The sequence below is a fragment of the Microbulbifer maximicatervae (SeqCode) genome, assembly GCF_052467815.1.
Genome location: NZ_CP174326.1, coordinates 3,543,010 through 3,560,135 on the forward strand (window position 1 = coordinate 3,543,010; position 17,126 = coordinate 3,560,135).

13 protein-coding genes are annotated in these 17,126 nt (G+C 45.3%); 11 read left to right on the forward strand and 2 right to left on the reverse strand.

All coding sequences use genetic code 11. The features are described 5' to 3' along the window. Positions 1-8 precede the first annotated feature (8 nt). Complete coding sequence (locus ACJJIW_RS15495; RefSeq protein ID WP_444935634.1) at positions 9-1,538, reverse strand: flavin-containing monooxygenase; 1,530 nt, start codon at positions 1,536-1,538, stop codon at positions 9-11. 115 nt (positions 1,539-1,653) lie between these two features. Here ACJJIW_RS15495 and ACJJIW_RS15500 point away from each other — a divergent pair, with 115 nt between their 5' ends. Beyond that, complete coding sequence (locus ACJJIW_RS15500) at positions 1,654-2,691, forward strand: AraC family transcriptional regulator (RefSeq protein WP_444935635.1); 1,038 nt, start codon at positions 1,654-1,656, stop codon at positions 2,689-2,691. Between the two features lie 22 nt (positions 2,692-2,713). Here ACJJIW_RS15500 and ACJJIW_RS15505 read toward each other — a convergent pair whose 3' ends face one another. Beyond that, positions 2,714-4,246, reverse strand: a complete 1,533-nt coding sequence (locus ACJJIW_RS15505) for a DUF1254 domain-containing protein (protein ID WP_444935636.1) — start codon at positions 4,244-4,246, stop codon at positions 2,714-2,716. Positions 4,247-5,128: 882 nt separating this feature from the next. Here ACJJIW_RS15505 and ACJJIW_RS15510 point away from each other — a divergent pair. From ACJJIW_RS15510 to ACJJIW_RS15555, 10 genes are all read left to right on the forward strand, one after another. Beyond that, on the forward strand, positions 5,129-6,604 hold the full coding sequence (locus ACJJIW_RS15510) for a class I adenylate-forming enzyme family protein (RefSeq protein WP_444935637.1): 1,476 nt from the start codon (positions 5,129-5,131) through the stop codon (positions 6,602-6,604). A 92-nt stretch (positions 6,605-6,696) separates the two neighbouring features. Beyond that, positions 6,697-7,845 carry a type III PLP-dependent enzyme domain-containing protein gene (locus ACJJIW_RS15515; RefSeq protein WP_444935638.1) on the forward strand — a complete coding sequence of 383 codons (1,149 nt, stop codon included), beginning with the start codon at positions 6,697-6,699 and terminating at the stop codon, positions 7,843-7,845. A gap of 3 nt (positions 7,846-7,848) precedes the next feature. Continuing rightward, positions 7,849-8,889, forward strand: coding sequence for a hypothetical protein (locus ACJJIW_RS15520; RefSeq protein ID WP_444894161.1), 1,041 nt, complete (start codon positions 7,849-7,851; stop codon positions 8,887-8,889). Then, on the forward strand, positions 8,886-9,719 hold the full coding sequence (locus ACJJIW_RS15525) for a hypothetical protein (RefSeq protein ID WP_444935639.1): 834 nt from the start codon (positions 8,886-8,888) through the stop codon (positions 9,717-9,719). Before ACJJIW_RS15520 ends, ACJJIW_RS15525 begins: the two co-directional genes overlap by 4 nt. After that, complete coding sequence (locus tag ACJJIW_RS15530; RefSeq protein WP_444935640.1) at positions 9,719-10,246, forward strand: hypothetical protein; 528 nt, start codon at positions 9,719-9,721, stop codon at positions 10,244-10,246. Before ACJJIW_RS15525 ends, ACJJIW_RS15530 begins: the two co-directional genes overlap by 1 nt. 2 nt (positions 10,247-10,248) lie before the next feature. Continuing rightward, entirely contained in the window at positions 10,249-11,268 is a 1,020-nt protein-coding gene (locus tag ACJJIW_RS15535; protein ID WP_444935641.1) for a hypothetical protein, read from the forward strand. Next, positions 11,261-13,123 carry an acyl-CoA dehydrogenase family protein gene (locus ACJJIW_RS15540; RefSeq protein ID WP_444935642.1) on the forward strand — a complete coding sequence of 621 codons (1,863 nt, stop codon included), beginning with the start codon at positions 11,261-11,263 and terminating at the stop codon, positions 13,121-13,123. The genes ACJJIW_RS15535 and ACJJIW_RS15540 overlap by 8 nt, the downstream gene beginning before the upstream one ends. Beyond that, the gene (locus ACJJIW_RS15545; protein WP_444935643.1) at positions 13,120-15,087 is read left to right on the forward strand and encodes an NAD(P)/FAD-dependent oxidoreductase; all 1,968 of its coding nucleotides are present in this window, start codon (positions 13,120-13,122) and stop codon (positions 15,085-15,087) included. The genes ACJJIW_RS15540 and ACJJIW_RS15545 overlap by 4 nt, the downstream gene beginning before the upstream one ends. Then, the gene (locus tag ACJJIW_RS15550; RefSeq protein WP_444935644.1) at positions 15,084-15,998 is read left to right on the forward strand and encodes an alpha/beta fold hydrolase; all 915 of its coding nucleotides are present in this window, start codon (positions 15,084-15,086) and stop codon (positions 15,996-15,998) included. Before ACJJIW_RS15545 ends, ACJJIW_RS15550 begins: the two co-directional genes overlap by 4 nt. After that, positions 15,995-17,125, forward strand: a complete 1,131-nt coding sequence (locus ACJJIW_RS15555; protein WP_444935645.1) for a hypothetical protein — start codon at positions 15,995-15,997, stop codon at positions 17,123-17,125. The genes ACJJIW_RS15550 and ACJJIW_RS15555 overlap by 4 nt, the downstream gene beginning before the upstream one ends. The last annotated feature ends 1 nt before the right edge of the window (position 17,126 follow it).

Consider the following 17,126-nt stretch of genomic DNA (forward strand, 5'->3'; position numbering starts at 1 on the left):
CCTGAAATTTAAATACTGCTTACTTCGATAGAGGATGTGTTGTTTTTATCTTGTGCCTTTTGAGTTTTCTCGGTGTCAATTTGGTGGGGCAAAAAAGTTAAAAATTCATCCTCAATCGCTGAATCAAGGAGTATCTTACAGTCCTCTTCATAGTTATTTAACAGGCGCCATGGATAGCGCTTACCTTGCCTGGGAAGTTCTCCATTTGCCCGTTTTACATAGCCAGAGTCCAGGCTGCTCATTACCGAACCTTGTTCAGAACTGCCTTCGCTATCTATCGCTGTACACACTTGAAAGTTATGTGTGTCCATATACTTGAATAATCGGCAAATATAGCGAGCGGTAATGTCTGCTTTAAGAGTCCAGGGGGCGTTGGTATAGCCGAATACCCATGAGATGTTAGGAACCCCCTCCATTAGCACTGCTTTGTAAGTCAGCTTTTGATTGACTGCTACCGGTGCACCATCAATACAGAGCTTGATACCTCCTAGCACTTGTAACTTTAATCCGGTCGCACTGATAACAATGTCTGCGTCTAATTGTTGCCCTGACGTAAGCAGGATACCCTTATCTGAGAAGGTTTCTATTTCACCGGTGGCAACAGAAGCTTTCCCTGAGCAGATTGAGGAGAACAGATCTCCGTCAGGTACAACGCAGAGACGTTGATCCCAGGGGTTGTAACTGGGATCGAAGTGACTGAGATCGTAATTAGCTGGAAGGCTTTTTCTTACATCTTTTAATAGTAACTTTCTAATAAAGTTAGGCCAGCGCTTAGCAGCTTTAAAAATCCAGCGCTGCAATTTGATATTGCGCCAGCGTCCTAGCCTGTGGACCCAGGGTGCTGGCAGAAATTTTGATAGTACACGAGAGATTTTATCGATAGATGGAACTGAAATGATATAGCTTGGGGAGCGTTGCAACATGGTGACATGTTGGGCGGTGGTTGCGAGCGAGGGGACCAGGGTAACAGCGGTGGCGCCGCTGCCGATCACGATAATACGCTTGCTGCGGTAGTCCAGATTTTCTGGCCACTGTTGGGGGTGAATCAGTTTTCCTTGATAGTGTTCTATACCTGGATATTGCGGCAAGTAGCCCTCTTTATGGTCGTAATACCCAGTACAGGCAATCAGAAAGCTACAGGTATATCTCACTGGGCTGCCAGATTCGCTGTTGTGACCTTCCAGAGTCCAAGCTCGGTCTGTACTGGACCAGTTTGCCGTAGTTAAATTTATTCCAAAGTGAATTCTCTTTTTAACGTCATATTGCTCTGCGGTGGTTTCAATATACTTTTGGATAGATGGGCCATCCGCGAGTATTTTCTCGCCGGACCAGGGCTGGAAGTCATAGCCGAAGCTGTACATATCGGAATCAGATCGAATGCCAGGGTATTTAAATAGGTCCCAAGTGCCGCCGACTTGTGCCCGACGCTCGATAATGGCGAAGCTGCGCCTGGGGCATTCGCGACTTAAATGACAAGCCATTCCTACCCCTGAGAGTCCCGCGCCGATAATTAATACATCGAAATGAGTCGATTTCACAATCCCTATCCCTGCAAATTTCTATGCCTTATAGACTGGGTAGATGTGCCCATGATTTATTGTTAGATTGCGACAAATAATTGTCTTTCCGCGCCACAAAGAAGGGGAGCAAGTTATGGGTAGCCTTGTACGAGTCAGTATTCTTTCCGGTTTCAGTGAATTCCTGGAGCAGCTTGGGGGCAGGAGGGAAGCCTTCTTGGCCGAGTTCGGTATGCCTTGTGATATCAGCCCGGCGGATTCCCGCTTGGTATCATTTGTTGAGGTCGCGCGCCTGCTGGAAACTGCAGCATGCCGGTTAGATCGCCCCGATTTGGGGCTGTGCCTCGCATCGCGACAAGGGGTGGACCGCTTGGGTGGGATAGGTGTAGTTGCATGCAACGCGGCCACTCCCCGGAAAGCCTTGCTATCCGTTAGGCGCTTTCTTTCTCTTCATAGTTCATCCCTCAGTATGCAACTGGAGCCATTAAGTGAGGGAGATGTACTACGTATTGTTTTTGATTGGCAGGACCCAGCTCTCAGTAGCTATCGCCAGATCCGGGAGCAGGTGCTGGGAAATACGCTGACGATGATACGGATGTTGGTAGAGACTGAGTGTTGCCCGCAAAACGTACTGCTGCCTCATGGTCCTCAAATGGCAGAGGGTGACTACTGCAATTACTTTGGCTGTGAGGTTCTGTTTAGCTCGGGCTATTGCGCGATGGACTTCCCAGCTGCATTTCTGGATACACCACTGAAGTCTGCCGATCCAGTGGTTGAGCGATTGGCCATTCACCATTTGGAGCAGCAGAGCGCGACGCTGCCGGTTCCTCTAACTGTAGAAATTCGACAATTGCTCAGTGAAATATTGCCCAGCGGCAGATCTCAGCTCGGCACTGTGGCAGGGGCGCTGAAGCTCCACCCCAGAACTTTACAGCGCCGCCTGTCTGCGGAAGGGCTTAGGTTCGAAGAGCTATTGGATAACGTGCGGCGGGATCTGGCGACTCGATACTTATCCGATCCGAATCTGGCCTTGGGGCAGATTACGGGTTTGTTGGGGTACTCCGAGCAGAGTACATTTCAGCGAGCTTGTCGACGTTGGTTTGCGGAGACTCCCCGGAATCACCGCATACGCCTTGCAGGCAGCGCAATTGTGGGGCGGCCAGAATCTCCGTAAAAGCCTGGAGGGGGCAGTTCTTTCAATATTCAGTAGGCTCCACCTCTCCAGGACGCCAGGTTTTCTCCAGCCATGGCCCCAAGGGTCCATACAGTCTCAGGATTACGAAGAAACCTTTGTTGGGTAGGGTCTCCAGCCAGTTTTTCTCAAACCCTTTTGGCGCCTTGGGTCCAAAATAAACGTCATAAGAACCATCGGAGTTTTGTCTTATCCCTTTCGACTGGCTGCTTACTGCGGGAAAGGGCTGGCTGGTTTTTAACATTGAGCGCGTTTGGCTGTCGTAGATATTTACTGCCCAAAAGGCATTGACAGGTACATCGGGGGGCAGGTGCAATTTGTATTTTCTAGAGCCGTCAAAGGGCTCTTTATTTTCATCGACAAAGGCTATGGCGTAATCAGAACCTTTGCCAGGTTCAATGGCAGTCATTGCTGGGCTGACACCAGTATAGGGATAGAAGTAGCTGACTCGAGCGTCACTATTAATGGTTTTGCCATCGGGGCCATTGAAGAAGATGTTCTTGCCGGGAAACGCCATTACCCAGGCGCTATCTGTGCCTGGGTAGATTTTGATATCGGAGAGGGATTTGTCTGTCCGTGGGTACCAAACAATTGAGCGGGCTATACCATTACCAATTGCAACTGCGTCCGTAAGAATTTTGGTCATTCTTTTATCTGGACTGAAGGCTTTCCCTTTTTCAATGCCTATTGAGGCAAAGAGGCCGCGCGTTTCTGGGTTAAGCATCCCAACCCACTCGTATTGAACGACTTCATTAAGGTGCTTATAGAATTGATAGTCATTGGGGTGGATGGTGTTGAAGGCCTTTCCAGACGCACTGATAAAGACCATCCTTGGCGGGCTACCTTTCTGAGCCAGGGGGTAGATTCTCAAGTTGTCTTTGATGTTTTGCACGGCCTCCGGCAAAGGCTGGTTACTTGGCGAGCGCATAAACACCCACAGTCGGAAGGAGCGAGGGTAGATGGGAATGTAGCCGAAGGGAATATTGCCTTTATAGTCTGGTGGCAGTAACAGAAACTTTCCCCCGCGCCCCTTATCCGGGCCAGAGGAGCCGATATCTTCAACAAAGCGGAACCAGGCATCATTAAACGCGCCCATAACGTCGGGCGGCGAGTGAAACACAGTTGGTCCGTCTCGTTTTAGATCTAAAAAAGCCAGCGTATAGATAGTCGAAGTATTGCCTGTGAGAAAAAGAGACTCAGAGTTCATTAATCGATCGAAAATTAAGACTTCATTGGCAGACTTAGCGCCAAGCTCTCTTCCCCCTTTCATCAGAGCATGTACCGATGCTCCCTGAATTCCTTTGAGGAAACTATCCACCGCACGCATATGATCCAAATAGTCGTAGAGCTTTTCTGCGGTCTGGGGGTAGGGAGCGCCATCGCGGAATTCGAGAGTGCCAATACTACTGTCCACCTTATCTGGAGTACTGATTGATTTCAGAGTCTCTGGATGTAAATCGGCGCAAAGCGGCAGAGAGCTGGTTAACAGAAGAAAAATTCCGACAGACCCAAATGCGTACTGAAGTAATCGAATCAAAATAGCTACCTCTATATGCAAGGCGTGCGTGATACGTAAGTGTGTGGTATTGCTTCCTCTATTGGGGTTATTTCGTGCCAATTTTTTGTGTTAACTGCCGGATTATAAAGATGGCTATCCCCAGGCGTAACTTGGGTATCTTTAGCGATAAGTTTGGCTTAATTTTGATCTGGTGAGGCCGGTGATTTAAAAGGTCAATCTTATTGTAATTATTGGTCTGTCGTATTTAGGCTGGCGCCCGTGTTTTGTCTGGCAGACCTGGATTTAAAGGTTTACTTGAAGTCAGTAATTTCACGCCGCTACTGATCTGACTCTCCTGTAACCGAAATTATTGCATTAACTTGCATTCAAATATTTATCTGGCTTTCAGCGCCGGTAGCCGATCACTTGTAAAAGAAATCTCTCAAGGTTTCATGGTTCTCAAAAACCACCTTCAGAAATAAGTTTGAGTAATTTTTAATATTTGCCCATCCTATTTTGTGACCATTCGGTTCAAATTTTTTGGGCTTTATAGGGTTTTACTACAAAAAAAATTATTTTCTTTTTTTTGGTCATTTGATGGAATTAAATCCTGAATAAATTGGTTTTTCATTGCCTATTTTTTTACTTGGTAGTGGTGCGAGATCGGAAAAAGGGTTTATTAACTTCTTGATTTATTTGTCTTTTGGAATGTTTGTAATGTTTAGTCAGATCGAATAATTTCTAACAGGATGAAACTTTTCATGGATTGATAAAGAGGTTGTCATAAGCTTTACAGAAAATGCTTGTCATTATTGGGTCATCCGATTTATAAAATGATCGTCCCATGTAGCCGGTTTGAATAGTTTTTTTTAGGCTTATTCGGACTAGATCAAAAATCTTAGAATAATAAATGGACTAAAAATGTTTTCTCTTGCCAGCCTGTTCGAGAAAGTTGTGGAAAAATGTTGGCAAGGTCGTCTGGAAAATCTGGATGGCGAGGTTTTGACCGCGGCTCACTGTGAGAATGCGTGGCTCTCACTTACAAATGAAGAAGTTTGTTTCAGTGCTGGCGACCGCATTTTAGTGTGTACTCAGCCTGAAATAGAGGCGGTCGCCATTATGTTGGCGGCGTGGAAGATGGGGTTGGTGGTTGTACCTGCAAAGGGGGATCTGAGCCATTCTTCAATTAAAATGATCGCTTCAGACTGTAATGCCAAGGCGATATGGCGTGCTGGAAAAATTCAGGCCTTGCCCGATTATCAGCAGGAATGCTCAGAGTTTGAAGTGTCTTCTATTCCAGTGGTCACAGGCGTAGATCTGGCTCTGGTGATCTATACCTCAGGAAGTACTGGTAAGCCAAAAGGCATTATGCTTACCCATCAAAATATTCTGACCTCTTTGGCCTCAATATCCCAATATTTGGGCCTGACAGTACAGGACAGAATTTTGTGCTTATCCCCTTTATCATTTGACTACGGTCTTTATCAGGTACTATTTGCGCTATATAGCAACTGTACAACCATCCTCTACGACAAACCATTTAATCCCATACAAGCCCTTAAAACGATTTCAGAGAGGGATATATCTGTTCTTCCGATCGTGCCAGCAATGGGGGCTGCCCTGGTGAAACTGGTGGGTTTGGTTAAACCTGATCTCAGCAATCTGCGCAGTATCACCAATACTGGGGGCCATTTATCTGAGTACATGATTCGCGCCTGGAAGGAGTACTGCCCAAATCTAAATGTTTTCTCTATGTATGGTTTGACTGAGTGCAAGCGAGCCTTGTACTTGGAGCCAGAGCTTTGGGAAGAAAAGATGGGTTCAGTTGGCAAGCCGATCCCTGGCCTGGATGCACGTGTATTTATACCTCACTCAGAGGTCAGTAAATTTAGAGAAGCAAAAGCTGATGAGGTAGGTGAGCTTTATGTTCGTGGGACGGCAGTGATGCAAGGCTACTATAACCCCGCCGCTCAAGGTGGTGCAGAAATCTTTTCGGGCAGATATCGGGACGACAATTGGTTGGCGACGGGAGACCTTTTTACCCGTGATCAGGATGGCTTTTTCTATTTTAAAGGGCGTTCAAAAGACTTAATAAAACAAGGTGGATTTTGCCTGTTTCCAAAGGACTTGGAAAATCATATTGATATGTGCCCATTGGTGCATATCAATGCAGTCATCGGCACCAAAGATAAACTCGAAAATGAAGTGGCTACTTGTGTTGTGGAGCTTCATGAGAATACCGCTGACAATCAGAAGCAGTTTCGCACTTGGCTGAAAGCGAACATAGATACTGACTACATGCCGAGAGATATCAGGTTTGTTGATGGAATTCAATTAACCGCTAATAGCAAGGTCGATAGGAAGCGCTTAGAACAGGATTTACAAGTCCATGCCTAATGATCTGAGTATATTTAGGCGGGATCCCGCCTAAGACATAAAACGCTAACTTAATAAAAATATAAACGATACGTTTAACCCTTGGGGGAGTTATGGGTGCACTGTCAGATGCGCTGGTTCAACAGTTGGGCCAAAATAAGAAACAGCTATCTACACCTTGTTATATCTATTCCGTTAAAACTGCTCACGATAACTACAAGCAGCTGAAGGAAGCTCTGGGCACGGGATTGATATACTCTCTAAAAGCCAATAGTTGTCTTGATTTAATACTTCGTTGTGGGCACATCTTTGAAGACGGTATTGAGATTGCATCTATAGGCGAACTAAATCTACTTCCCAAAGGGAATAGTCCCCGATTTGTCAATAACCCATCGGCAGATAAGGCCTTTATACGCGCTGCCATTGCGAGTAAGTGCCATTTAATTATCGACAACCTGAATCAATTAGCTTTGGTTGAGGAGTTGAAGGCAAGGCGGCCGGTAAACCCTGTCGTTTTAAGGCTTAATCCCTCAATCTTGAGCCACTTTGATAGAAATCAAAAGAGCCTAAGAAAAGATCATTTTGGTTTCGACTGGAATGGCTGTCTTGAGGCTTTGGATTTTTGTAAGAAACATGGGATTCCAGTTTTAGGTTTTCATTTGTTTAGGGGCTCATACTCCTTTAATAAAGGTGCTTTCGACACTGCCAAAGTGGCCTTGCAAGTTTTTTATGAGTTTGAGGAAATACTGGGATACCCTCTGTCATTAGCCAATCTAGGTGGTGGGTTTGACCCCAATTGGCGAGAGCAGGAGTTTGATTTTGAGCAATATAGAAATTTGATTGCTGAATTTCCAGATCATATCAAGGTAGTTCACGAGAGTGGTCGAGCAATTATGGGCTCAGCCGGTTATTTCGTCACGGAAGTTCGCTATAAAAAGTCCATTAACGGTGACAAGTACGCCGTATGTGATGGGGGAATGGCCCAAAATTTTCTGTTGGCGAAAACGGAAAGTACCTTTAAACGATTCCAGCAACCTCATGTTTTGCGTAATGGGACTCCTCTAAAAGGGAATGATGAGGGGCAGAAAGTCCTTTTAGTGGGCACATCTTGTAATAAGGAAGATGTGATTGGGGAAGTCAACAATATTGACCTTCGAGAAGGGGACTTAGTCATATTTGATGGATGTGGTGCCTATAACGCAAGTTATACCGTAGCACCTTTCCTCAAGTTGCCGGCTCCGAACTCTTATCTGGTGGAGTAGATCATGGAAATGCAATCGGTTGTAGGTGGTTTTGTTCTCAATCAATTATCCAGTATTTCACCAGTGCCCAGCACATTGAAATCGCTGTTAGAAAATTCTTGTGCTCGGCTATTCGATGCATCAATGATTATCGAAGATCCTTTGACAGAGCTTGCACCACTTAGGGACGCTTCGGTTCAGCAGCCATTAGAGCAGTTTGAGCAGACCTTTGTTATTGATCAAATTATTGACACTGTCCGGGATGAAGGACTGGATAATCACTTTCACAATATGATCGGGCTATTTGGCTCGATTATGTTGAGCCTGACTGCTACAGATGATCAGCTTGCCCAGGTCAATAAATGGGTGGAGCAGGGGATTTTTGGCCACTTCCTTATGACAGACCCCGGCGGCCCGAGCCTTATGGGTTGGAAGACAGAGCTGGTTGAAACTGATAGCGACATGCTACTGAATGTCGACAAGATCCACGGCATTGAGGCACATAAACTTGGCTTTGCCATGGTAGTTACCAAGCAACCGGGAAGGCCTTTTCCCCTGACAGTGATGTTGCCGCCAGAACTCTGTAACCAACTACGGCAGAGTACTGTAGGAGAGCCGTTTTTAAATAGCACCTTACAGCTGGGAAATTGTAAGGGTAAAGTATCAATTACCAAAGACATGTTGTTGAGCAAAGGTGGGTTGGGTAGCGTCAATCGATTTTTAACACTGGTTCGCCCGCGCTTTGTTAAATCACTAATGCACTTTGTGCTTTGGCTACATGACTGTAAAGAAGCTCATTTAACCAGCGAAGATCAGGCTCATATAGAGTATCTAATTTATTTGTGTAATGAGCAGGTAGCTGCAACCACTTTCTCTATGCACAGTGTAAACCGTGTACTGGCAACGAAATTTACCAGCAATGAGCTTTTGCTGAACCTGGTCTTGTCAGGAAAGATCAAATCCGTGAATCGACAGCGCGATCTGTTGGCTTTCACAAAAATGGAAGGCAGTTCATATCGGTGCTTCTTTGAGATATATAGCAAATTTAAGGGGCTGCGGGTATGAGCCTGTATTTACGATCTGCAGCTTTTATCCCTATAGAAGGTATCACTGCCTCATCCAGTAGTGATGTATCAACTGCCTTTGGTGATATTGCCAGGATTATCCGAAGACAGACAGATAGTGTATTAGATGCTGCTCCAGAGATAAAAGATTCGCAAATAGATCGCCATTTTTTATGCTCTACCATGATTGAACTTCCTTTGAGTTCATCGGCGATTAGTGAGCAGGACTTCAATTACGGTGATAATGCAAGAGCGCCAGTTACCAGTTTTGTTAATACCTATGAATGTGCATCTTGGGGTTATAGCCTTCGGCATTACCTGACACAAAATCCGGAATCGCGCTACTTACTGGTTAGTATTCTTGACGCCAATGTTTTAGATCTAACGTTTTGGCGAGAAAATGAAAATTGGGGCGATAGTGGTTTTGGTCTCTGTACACTGTTGTTTGAAGTGCGGGATCTTGACAGTATAAACCTTAATGCATCCTGCACGATTACTTATAATACAACTCCGGAATTTGCCACTGTCATCCGAAAAATGGCTGTTGGACGAGATGACCTGACTTTATCTTTACCATTCTTTCCAGAGAATATTCGCCAGATTTTCTCCAAATTGTTGTCGGCCAATCAAAAGTTACCAGACTTGCATGATCGATGGGGGCATTGTTTTGGTAGTGATCCCTGGCTGAATATTATTTGCCAAGGCGCTGAAGAAGGCTTTGACAAGCAAGAAAATTTTCTGGCTTGTTCGATTGCATTGAATGGCTATTATTGCACTGTAGAAGTTACCGTTGATGAACAAAGTCACTTCTATCTAATGGAGGCCGCGTGATGAAGACTGTTGAGTTATCAACGTGTCTTGAACGTAACCCCTATCCGGACACATTGAAATCCTGCTTAGCACAAATGCTGCCGTTGAGTACTGAGCAGGACTATCTTGCATTATCCAGTCTACCTGTTAATTCCAGCCCGGTGCTACTGAATCATTCGGAGCACTATCAATTACTGCTGGATATTCTGCGATACTTTGAAGATTCTGGACTGGATATAGACTTAATCTTGATAAAAATGCAGATGCCCGCTGGCGGGCGTATGCCAAGTGCTCTATTACAAGATACCGTTTTAATGCTTCATGACCTGGCTGGTGAAGAAGAAATATTGGTTAGAGAAGGAAAACGATATATAGCTATTGAAGATAGCTTGGTTCGCCACCCATTTGAAGCGGGAACAAACCAGCTGAAAATCAGGTTGGCAGTGGATGTTGATCGCCATGATCTCTTAATTGAGGGGCTTTCTAAATTACTTATCGAGTGCGGTTTCGGTGATATAACAATAAACACCATGGACGGGACAGCATAAAGATGTTTATTAAAAACCTATGGGTAGACAGTGGCGGGCAGGTTGATCGATTACTTGATGCCTTGAGAGGATACCTGGATCAATATGATTTGTTACCAGAACTTATCTATGTGGTTTCTGCGGGAGAGGCTAATGTTCTACAGGATAGTCGGGTTGTAGAGTTTATAGCAGACCTTGAAGATGGTGGGCATAATATTCGATTTGTGGGTAGTGCCTGCACCAGCTTCCATGCTGCAGTATTGAGTTTTTCAAAGTGTAGTGAAGCCGAAGCTTTGATCTTAAATCTCGAACTGGGCAAAGAGCGGCAACAAGAGTGCCTGGATTCATTGGGAATTGGAGTTGGACCTGATCAAGATGGCTTAGATGTTCTTGTAGGTGTGGCGGCTACCTGGATCTGTCGAGAGTATTGTGAAACACATCTCTGTCAAATATCCAGCTGCGATATTCTCTCTCAAGCGCCATCTTTATCTGGCGCACCAGATTTAGTAAAGAGTATTAAGCAGGTAATCTCAACCAGCTCTAGTGATGATACTCGAGTAGTTTCCTTTGATATCCGCTCGAAATGGGCCAAGGGGCTCCTGAAAGGGTTTTCGCACAGCGATAAGGCGTCATGGTTACCCAGTATCGAAGAGGACGGCTGGCACTATTTGAGTATTAAACCTCTGTCTGAATTGATCAGCTATTACATTGAGGAAACGGTGACTGATCTATGGCTGTTAACTCTAGGGGGTGGCGGCAGGGTAGGTTGCCTGAAAATAGACATTCCTTCGCCCAATTTTCAGGGCTTTCTTTCAAGATTGGTAAATGTTGAGAAATTGGTGTTAGAAGACGCCTATATAGATTTTAGTTCCGCCCAGCATCTGGGTGACACTCTAGGCCAGGATTACCTTTCGCATATTCGTGAGGCATTAAGGTATCCCAAGAGGATTTACCGTGGAAGACATAACCAGATATTTGACTGGGTATTAGGTGCAGGTAGTTGGCGTACGCTGTTGGAATATCAAGGAGCAAGACATGGATAATAATATTTATAAAACTGATATAAGAGAATTTAAATTCCTTATTGAAGAACAGTTCCATGAAGCTAAAACTCTGTTCAGTGACCAGATGTTTAAAGGGTGCTCACCAGAGATTCTCCATGAAATTTTAGTTCGGGCTAAAAAATTCTCTTATGAGGTTCTCGGGCCGGGATACCAGGATTCAGATCGAGAGGGATGCCAGTTAGAGAATGGGAGAGTGAAGCTCCCGAGCGCATTCCCTGAGATGTGGCAGAGGTTTAAGGATGACTGGGGGAATATCTCCTCATTTGAGGGCGAACAAAATACGACTATTCCGCCCTTTGTAATGCAAATGCTCCTGGAAATGTTTATGGGGGCAAATCCAAGTTTTATGACTTATGGTGGTTTTTGCCTGCCGTCCTCCACCTTGGTGGAAAAATATGGAACCGATCTGCAAAAAGACTTGTTTAGGGACAAATTAGCCACTTCAGAGTGGACATCTTGTCTCTGCCTCACCGAACCCCAGGCGGGAAGCGATGTATCCCTTGTAGAGACTCGCGCTGCGAAACAGGAAGATGGCACTTATTTGTTAACGGGCGAAAAATACCTGATCAGTGCCGGTATGCATGACCTGACAGAAAACACCATTTATTTCGTTATGGGTCGTGGCGAAAAAAGCGGCTCGGGCACCTACGGTTTGTCCTGCTTTATTGTGCCTAAGTACTGGGTTGAAGAGGATGGGAGTCTCGGCGGGTTTAATAATATCGAATGCATTTCTCTAGCTGAGAAAATGGGCTTTAAAGGGTGTGCAAACACTCACCTTCGGTTTGGTGACAATGGCCCCTGTAGAGCTTACCTACTGGGGAATCGTGAGAATGTAGGCTTGTTGCAGTTTCTTACATTGATGAATCAGGCACGAATCAGCACAGGTGTTTACGCCTTGGGTATGGCTTCCTCAGCCTACTACAATGCACTTTCCTATTCGACAAAGCGCTTACAGGGCAAGAGATTTCACGAGAGCTTTAGCTCTACCGCAAGCCGGGTCAATATCGTTGAGCATACCGATGTCCAGCGTATGTTGTTGGAAATGAAATCCAAGGTAGAGGGCTGTAGAGCACTGATTGCTAAACTGACATTGTCAGAGAGCTTAGTCAAAATCTACCAGGGGCAGGAGGACAAAAAGGATCGCATTGCTCACTACCAGGGATTAATGAACCTGCTAACTCCAGTTGTTAAAGCCTATATCAGCGACCAGGCTTGGCGTATCTGTGAATTGGCAATTCAAACCTGTGGTGGTCAGGGGTATCTCAAGGATCTGGGTATAGAGCAATATGCCCGGGATATTAAAGTGCTGGCAATCTGGGAGGGGACGAATTATATCCAGAGCCAGGACTTGATCCGGGATAAGTTAGGATTGGGTAATTCCAGTAAGCTATTCCAATTCTACCAGGCAGAAATTGACAATTTCCTCAATCGGGCCACGGACTACCCTCAGTTTGAGATTGAATTTGAGCGCTTAAAGACCTCGTTTGGACATTTCGTGGCAGCACTGAAAGCTGTGCAGGTATGGGTGAAAACAAAAGAAATGTTCAAAATCCCTGCCTATAGCACACGTATTCTACATATGCTTGGTGATATAACCTTGGCCTGGCTTTTATTGGAGGCTGCATGTGCGTCATCAGATAAGTTGAGTCAGGACCTGAATGATACTGATGAGGAATTCTATCGCTCGAAAATTGTCAGTGCTAAATTCTTTATTCGCAATGAGTTACCCCGTACCAAGCTGGTGCTGGATATCCTTCAGGATCAGGACTCTTTTTGTGAAATGGACGCTTCCTCCTGGAATTCATTATTGTCAAATGTGGAGGCTGTCTCATGAACAAGCTTGATCAGCTGGAATCCAATTACGATGTAGTGATTATCGGTGGTGGATGGGCTGGCTTAACCCTGGCCCGTCAACTTAAGCTCAATGATGGTGCTTTAACCATATTGGTTGTTGAGGCAAATACTGAGTTTAAGGCCAAAGTTGGTGAAGCGACAGTGGAGATGACCGGCCACTACTTTATGAAGCAGTTGGGTTTGGTGAATTATCTCTATAGGAATCACTTGCCTAAAAACGGTCTGCGTTTTTTCTTCGATAACCCTGAGCATACACTGTCATTAACAGAGATGAGTGAGCACGGAACCACCAGTATTCCGCCTCATCCAGCTTTTCAAATTGACCGGGCCAGATTGGAATCCGACCTTGTCGATATGAATAGGGCGAATGGCATAGAGGTTATTCGGGGCGTAAAAGCAAAAAATCTCAACATACAAACAGGTGATGAACTCCATTCTATAGAGCTTATGGAAGATGGCGCTAGCGGAGTGGTTAACGCCCGCTGGTTAGTAGATTGCAGTGGTCGAAATCGGGTTGCTAAGAAGCATAAGAAGCTTACCCGTGTTGAGAATGTCCCTAAACACTTCTCTGCCTGGGGTCGGTTTAAGAACATACAGGATATCGACTCCATGGGAGATATGAATTGGAGAAAGAAGGCCTTTGGACGCTTTCTTTCAACGAATCATTTTTCTGGAGATGGTTACTGGGTTTGGTTTATACCCTTAAGTGGTGGCTATACCAGTGTAGGTATCGTTGGCGAGAATAGTAAATTCGACAAACCGCCCACAAAGAAGCAAGATTTCCTAGATTTTCTGTTGGCTTATAGAGCTATTTCGGAGCTTCTGGAAGGCGCCGAGCTTATTGATTTCGAGGCTTGGGGGCAGCTTGCCTATAGAGCGGATGAGTTTATCTTTGAGGACCGCTGGGCTACCTCCGGATTTTCCTCGATGTTCCTTGATCCTCTGTTTAGTGGTGGGGGCGATATGATAGCCCTGTTTAATGACCATATTTGTAAGTACATTGTTGCCGATATCTCAGATAGTAATCGTGATGAAGCTCAGCAGCGGCTTGCAAAAGAATTGCCGATCGCGAATCAAGTGGTCACAGAATTTTACCAGGGCCTCTATGCTCATGTAGCAAATGTATACCCGGTTATTGACTCTGCTGAACTGTGTTCTCCTCTGCTTGCCTACAATACCGCTGCTTATTTCCTGGAGAGTGCCTGGGATTATATGTCAGGTAATTATCTGGATCAGGAGTACTGGCTACGCAAAAGTTACCTGCGCCGTGGATACATGGCCCTTGAGTTAATCCTGCAACGCCTTTTAGTTGAAACGGCAAAAGAGCTTAAAGCTCAGAATCGATATTTTCGCAGAAACAGTGAAGGCTTCTTTGAGTCCGGTGCCGATCACTATAAGTACTTTGTATATTTAATGGGAACCCAAGGCCGGGATGGTTGGCGAATCGATCTGCGGGTCAAACTTTGGGTTGAAGTTTTCCTGAGTGTTGTCCAGGCGCGACTCGACCTCCCTAAACTGGCAAACCGGATGGTTGTTCAGCAGGCTATCACTCTGCCTGATCTTTTACAAAAGCCAAATATGAATGGGGCTGACCTCAATTGGCTGCTTGAGAAGTTATCTATCAAGCTTACAGATCTAGTCAATGAGGATATAGCAGATCCAGTGAGCGTTATTGTATCGGAAGAGTCCTTCCACACAGATACGATTGAAGTTATGGATCTTGCGGGTAGCTACTCCAATAAAGAACTTGCTGAGGTTAACAAGAAAGCAAAATCTATCTGGGTGCAGACTCAGGAGTATATTGCGATCCCCAGTATGGTTCCTGTATTTCTTGCTTTTGCACGCAGTCAGCCGGATAGCATAATGGATTCGGTCATTGACCAGCGTGAAGCTATGCGCACAGTTGAATTAGACTCTGCTCATGCGGATTCGGAGGTTGTGTGATTCAGGAGTTCTTTCAGGCGCGGGATGGAAAAAAACTCTCCTTTCGCTGGTTGCCGTGCGATGAATCTGACTTGGTGCTTGTCTGCATGCACGGGAGCACGTTCAGTAGCCAGTGGTATTTAATGTTCGGACGAATGGTACACCGGAACGGCATTAGTGTGTGTCTGCCGGACTGGCGAGGCCATGGTAAGAGTGAAGGTGTTCCGGGGGATCTCGATTATTCCGATCAACTGCAAGACGATCTTGCCGACCTATTAAAACACCTCAAAAAAAGAGGGGCTAAGGCCTTTGTTCTTGGGGGACACAGCGCGGGATCACTGGTTGCACTTAAATATCTGCACCTATATGGCAGTAAAGATATTGCAGGTTTTTTTGCGATAGCGCCGCCTCTGACTCAGTCAGAAGAAACAAGAAAGTACGATATTCCCGCATCTGGCTTTGAGTATTACATTCGTTACGGAAGGAAGCGTCACTATACGCGGCCTAGGGCATCGGCTGGTGATCAGAATCTGCCAAAAATAAAAATGCTGAAATATTGGCTGGCACTTTTGTTCCCCCCATTGAGGAAGTTATCAGTGCTGAGCTTTCCCCCGGTGGGATCAGCAGCGGGGAATCAGGGGCGAGTTCTGGACTGTACGTTTAACTTACTCAGTGCCTATAACGTAAAGAGATACGCGGATCTCTTTGCGAGTTTAAATGTACCCTGCCACTTTTTTGTCGGTGAGAAGGACGAAGTACTTGATACCCACGTGCTCCACACCGTATTGAGTTGGTATCTCTCTCCCAATATTAAGGCTGGACTCACCGAGTTGCCCAGAGCTACTCATATGTCAGCTATTTCTGCTTCGGCGAAGCCTATTTCCAGCTGGTTGACAACTTTGGTGCGGCAATCTGAGGGAGCTGTTGCATGAGACCTAGCAAAGGCAAAACTCCCCTGATGCGAGAAAAAATGTTGCCCGTCGGTGCAGAGGTTTCACTGAGCTCATTTTTAAATGATACCGATTGGGGAGCAGGGCATGGCGAAGATTGGACATCTTTAGGAACTATAAAGAGAAGTGATAAAAACACTTTTCACTTGCAAGTTGGCAAGGCGTTTCGATTTCCCCTTTATTATTACCTGAAGGACGATCGTCTATTTGTTGGCCAGGATTTATCACTATTTCCTGCTGTTGGTGCCGATACGGTAGATTGCCACTACTTAATTGAAATAGAGTATTTTGGTTTCTCCATAGAAAGAAAGAGCCTTTTGCAGAATGTCAAAATGCTCTTTCCTGAAGATGATGTTGTTATATCAGCCAGAGAGCTTATTTGGCTCTCTGCTGAACATCATCAATCTGGGTCATTTGATGCAGCCCTGGTGACTCCTGAAGAAACTACCGATAAACTCTTCAACAGTTTACCTGAGGTGTCCTCTAAGCTTTTCTCGCCTGTTGATACCACTTTTTATGCTCATATTGCCAATCGTTTGGCGGAGTCAAGCGGCACCAAATTAAAAGTGGGTAGACAAAGCCTGCCTTTAACGGTTGGCTATCAGGAGAAGCGGGCAAAGATCTTTAATACGGCTCATAAAAATAGAGTCGTAGAAGGGATCGATCTACAAAGTTACACCGATATGGTACAGGAAGAGTTGGATCGAGCCTGGCAGGACTCAGAATCAAGTCTCGATAGGGAAGATTATATCTTCCAGACATTCTATCTGCCTTTTGCCCAGTTTTTACTCAATATACTGGCAATGAATACCAGTAAGATGGTGGAGATTGTTGGTGGTTCGGGAGATGAGGGTGTAATACCCCCGGCACTTTCAATAAGTGATAAACCTATCTGTAATGTTTACGAATCTTTTCAGCGGGTGTTTTTTTATGGACACCATTGGCTTGCAAAAGTCTGGTTCTATATACCGCCCATGATCAGTTCTACTGCCATAAAACAGCAGAAAAAATACTCAGAACGAGAGCAGCATGTTTGTGTTTTTACTTTAACGTTGGACTACTTGCTGCGATTTAATAACTTAAAAATAGGAAATGTTACCGGAGAGTAAA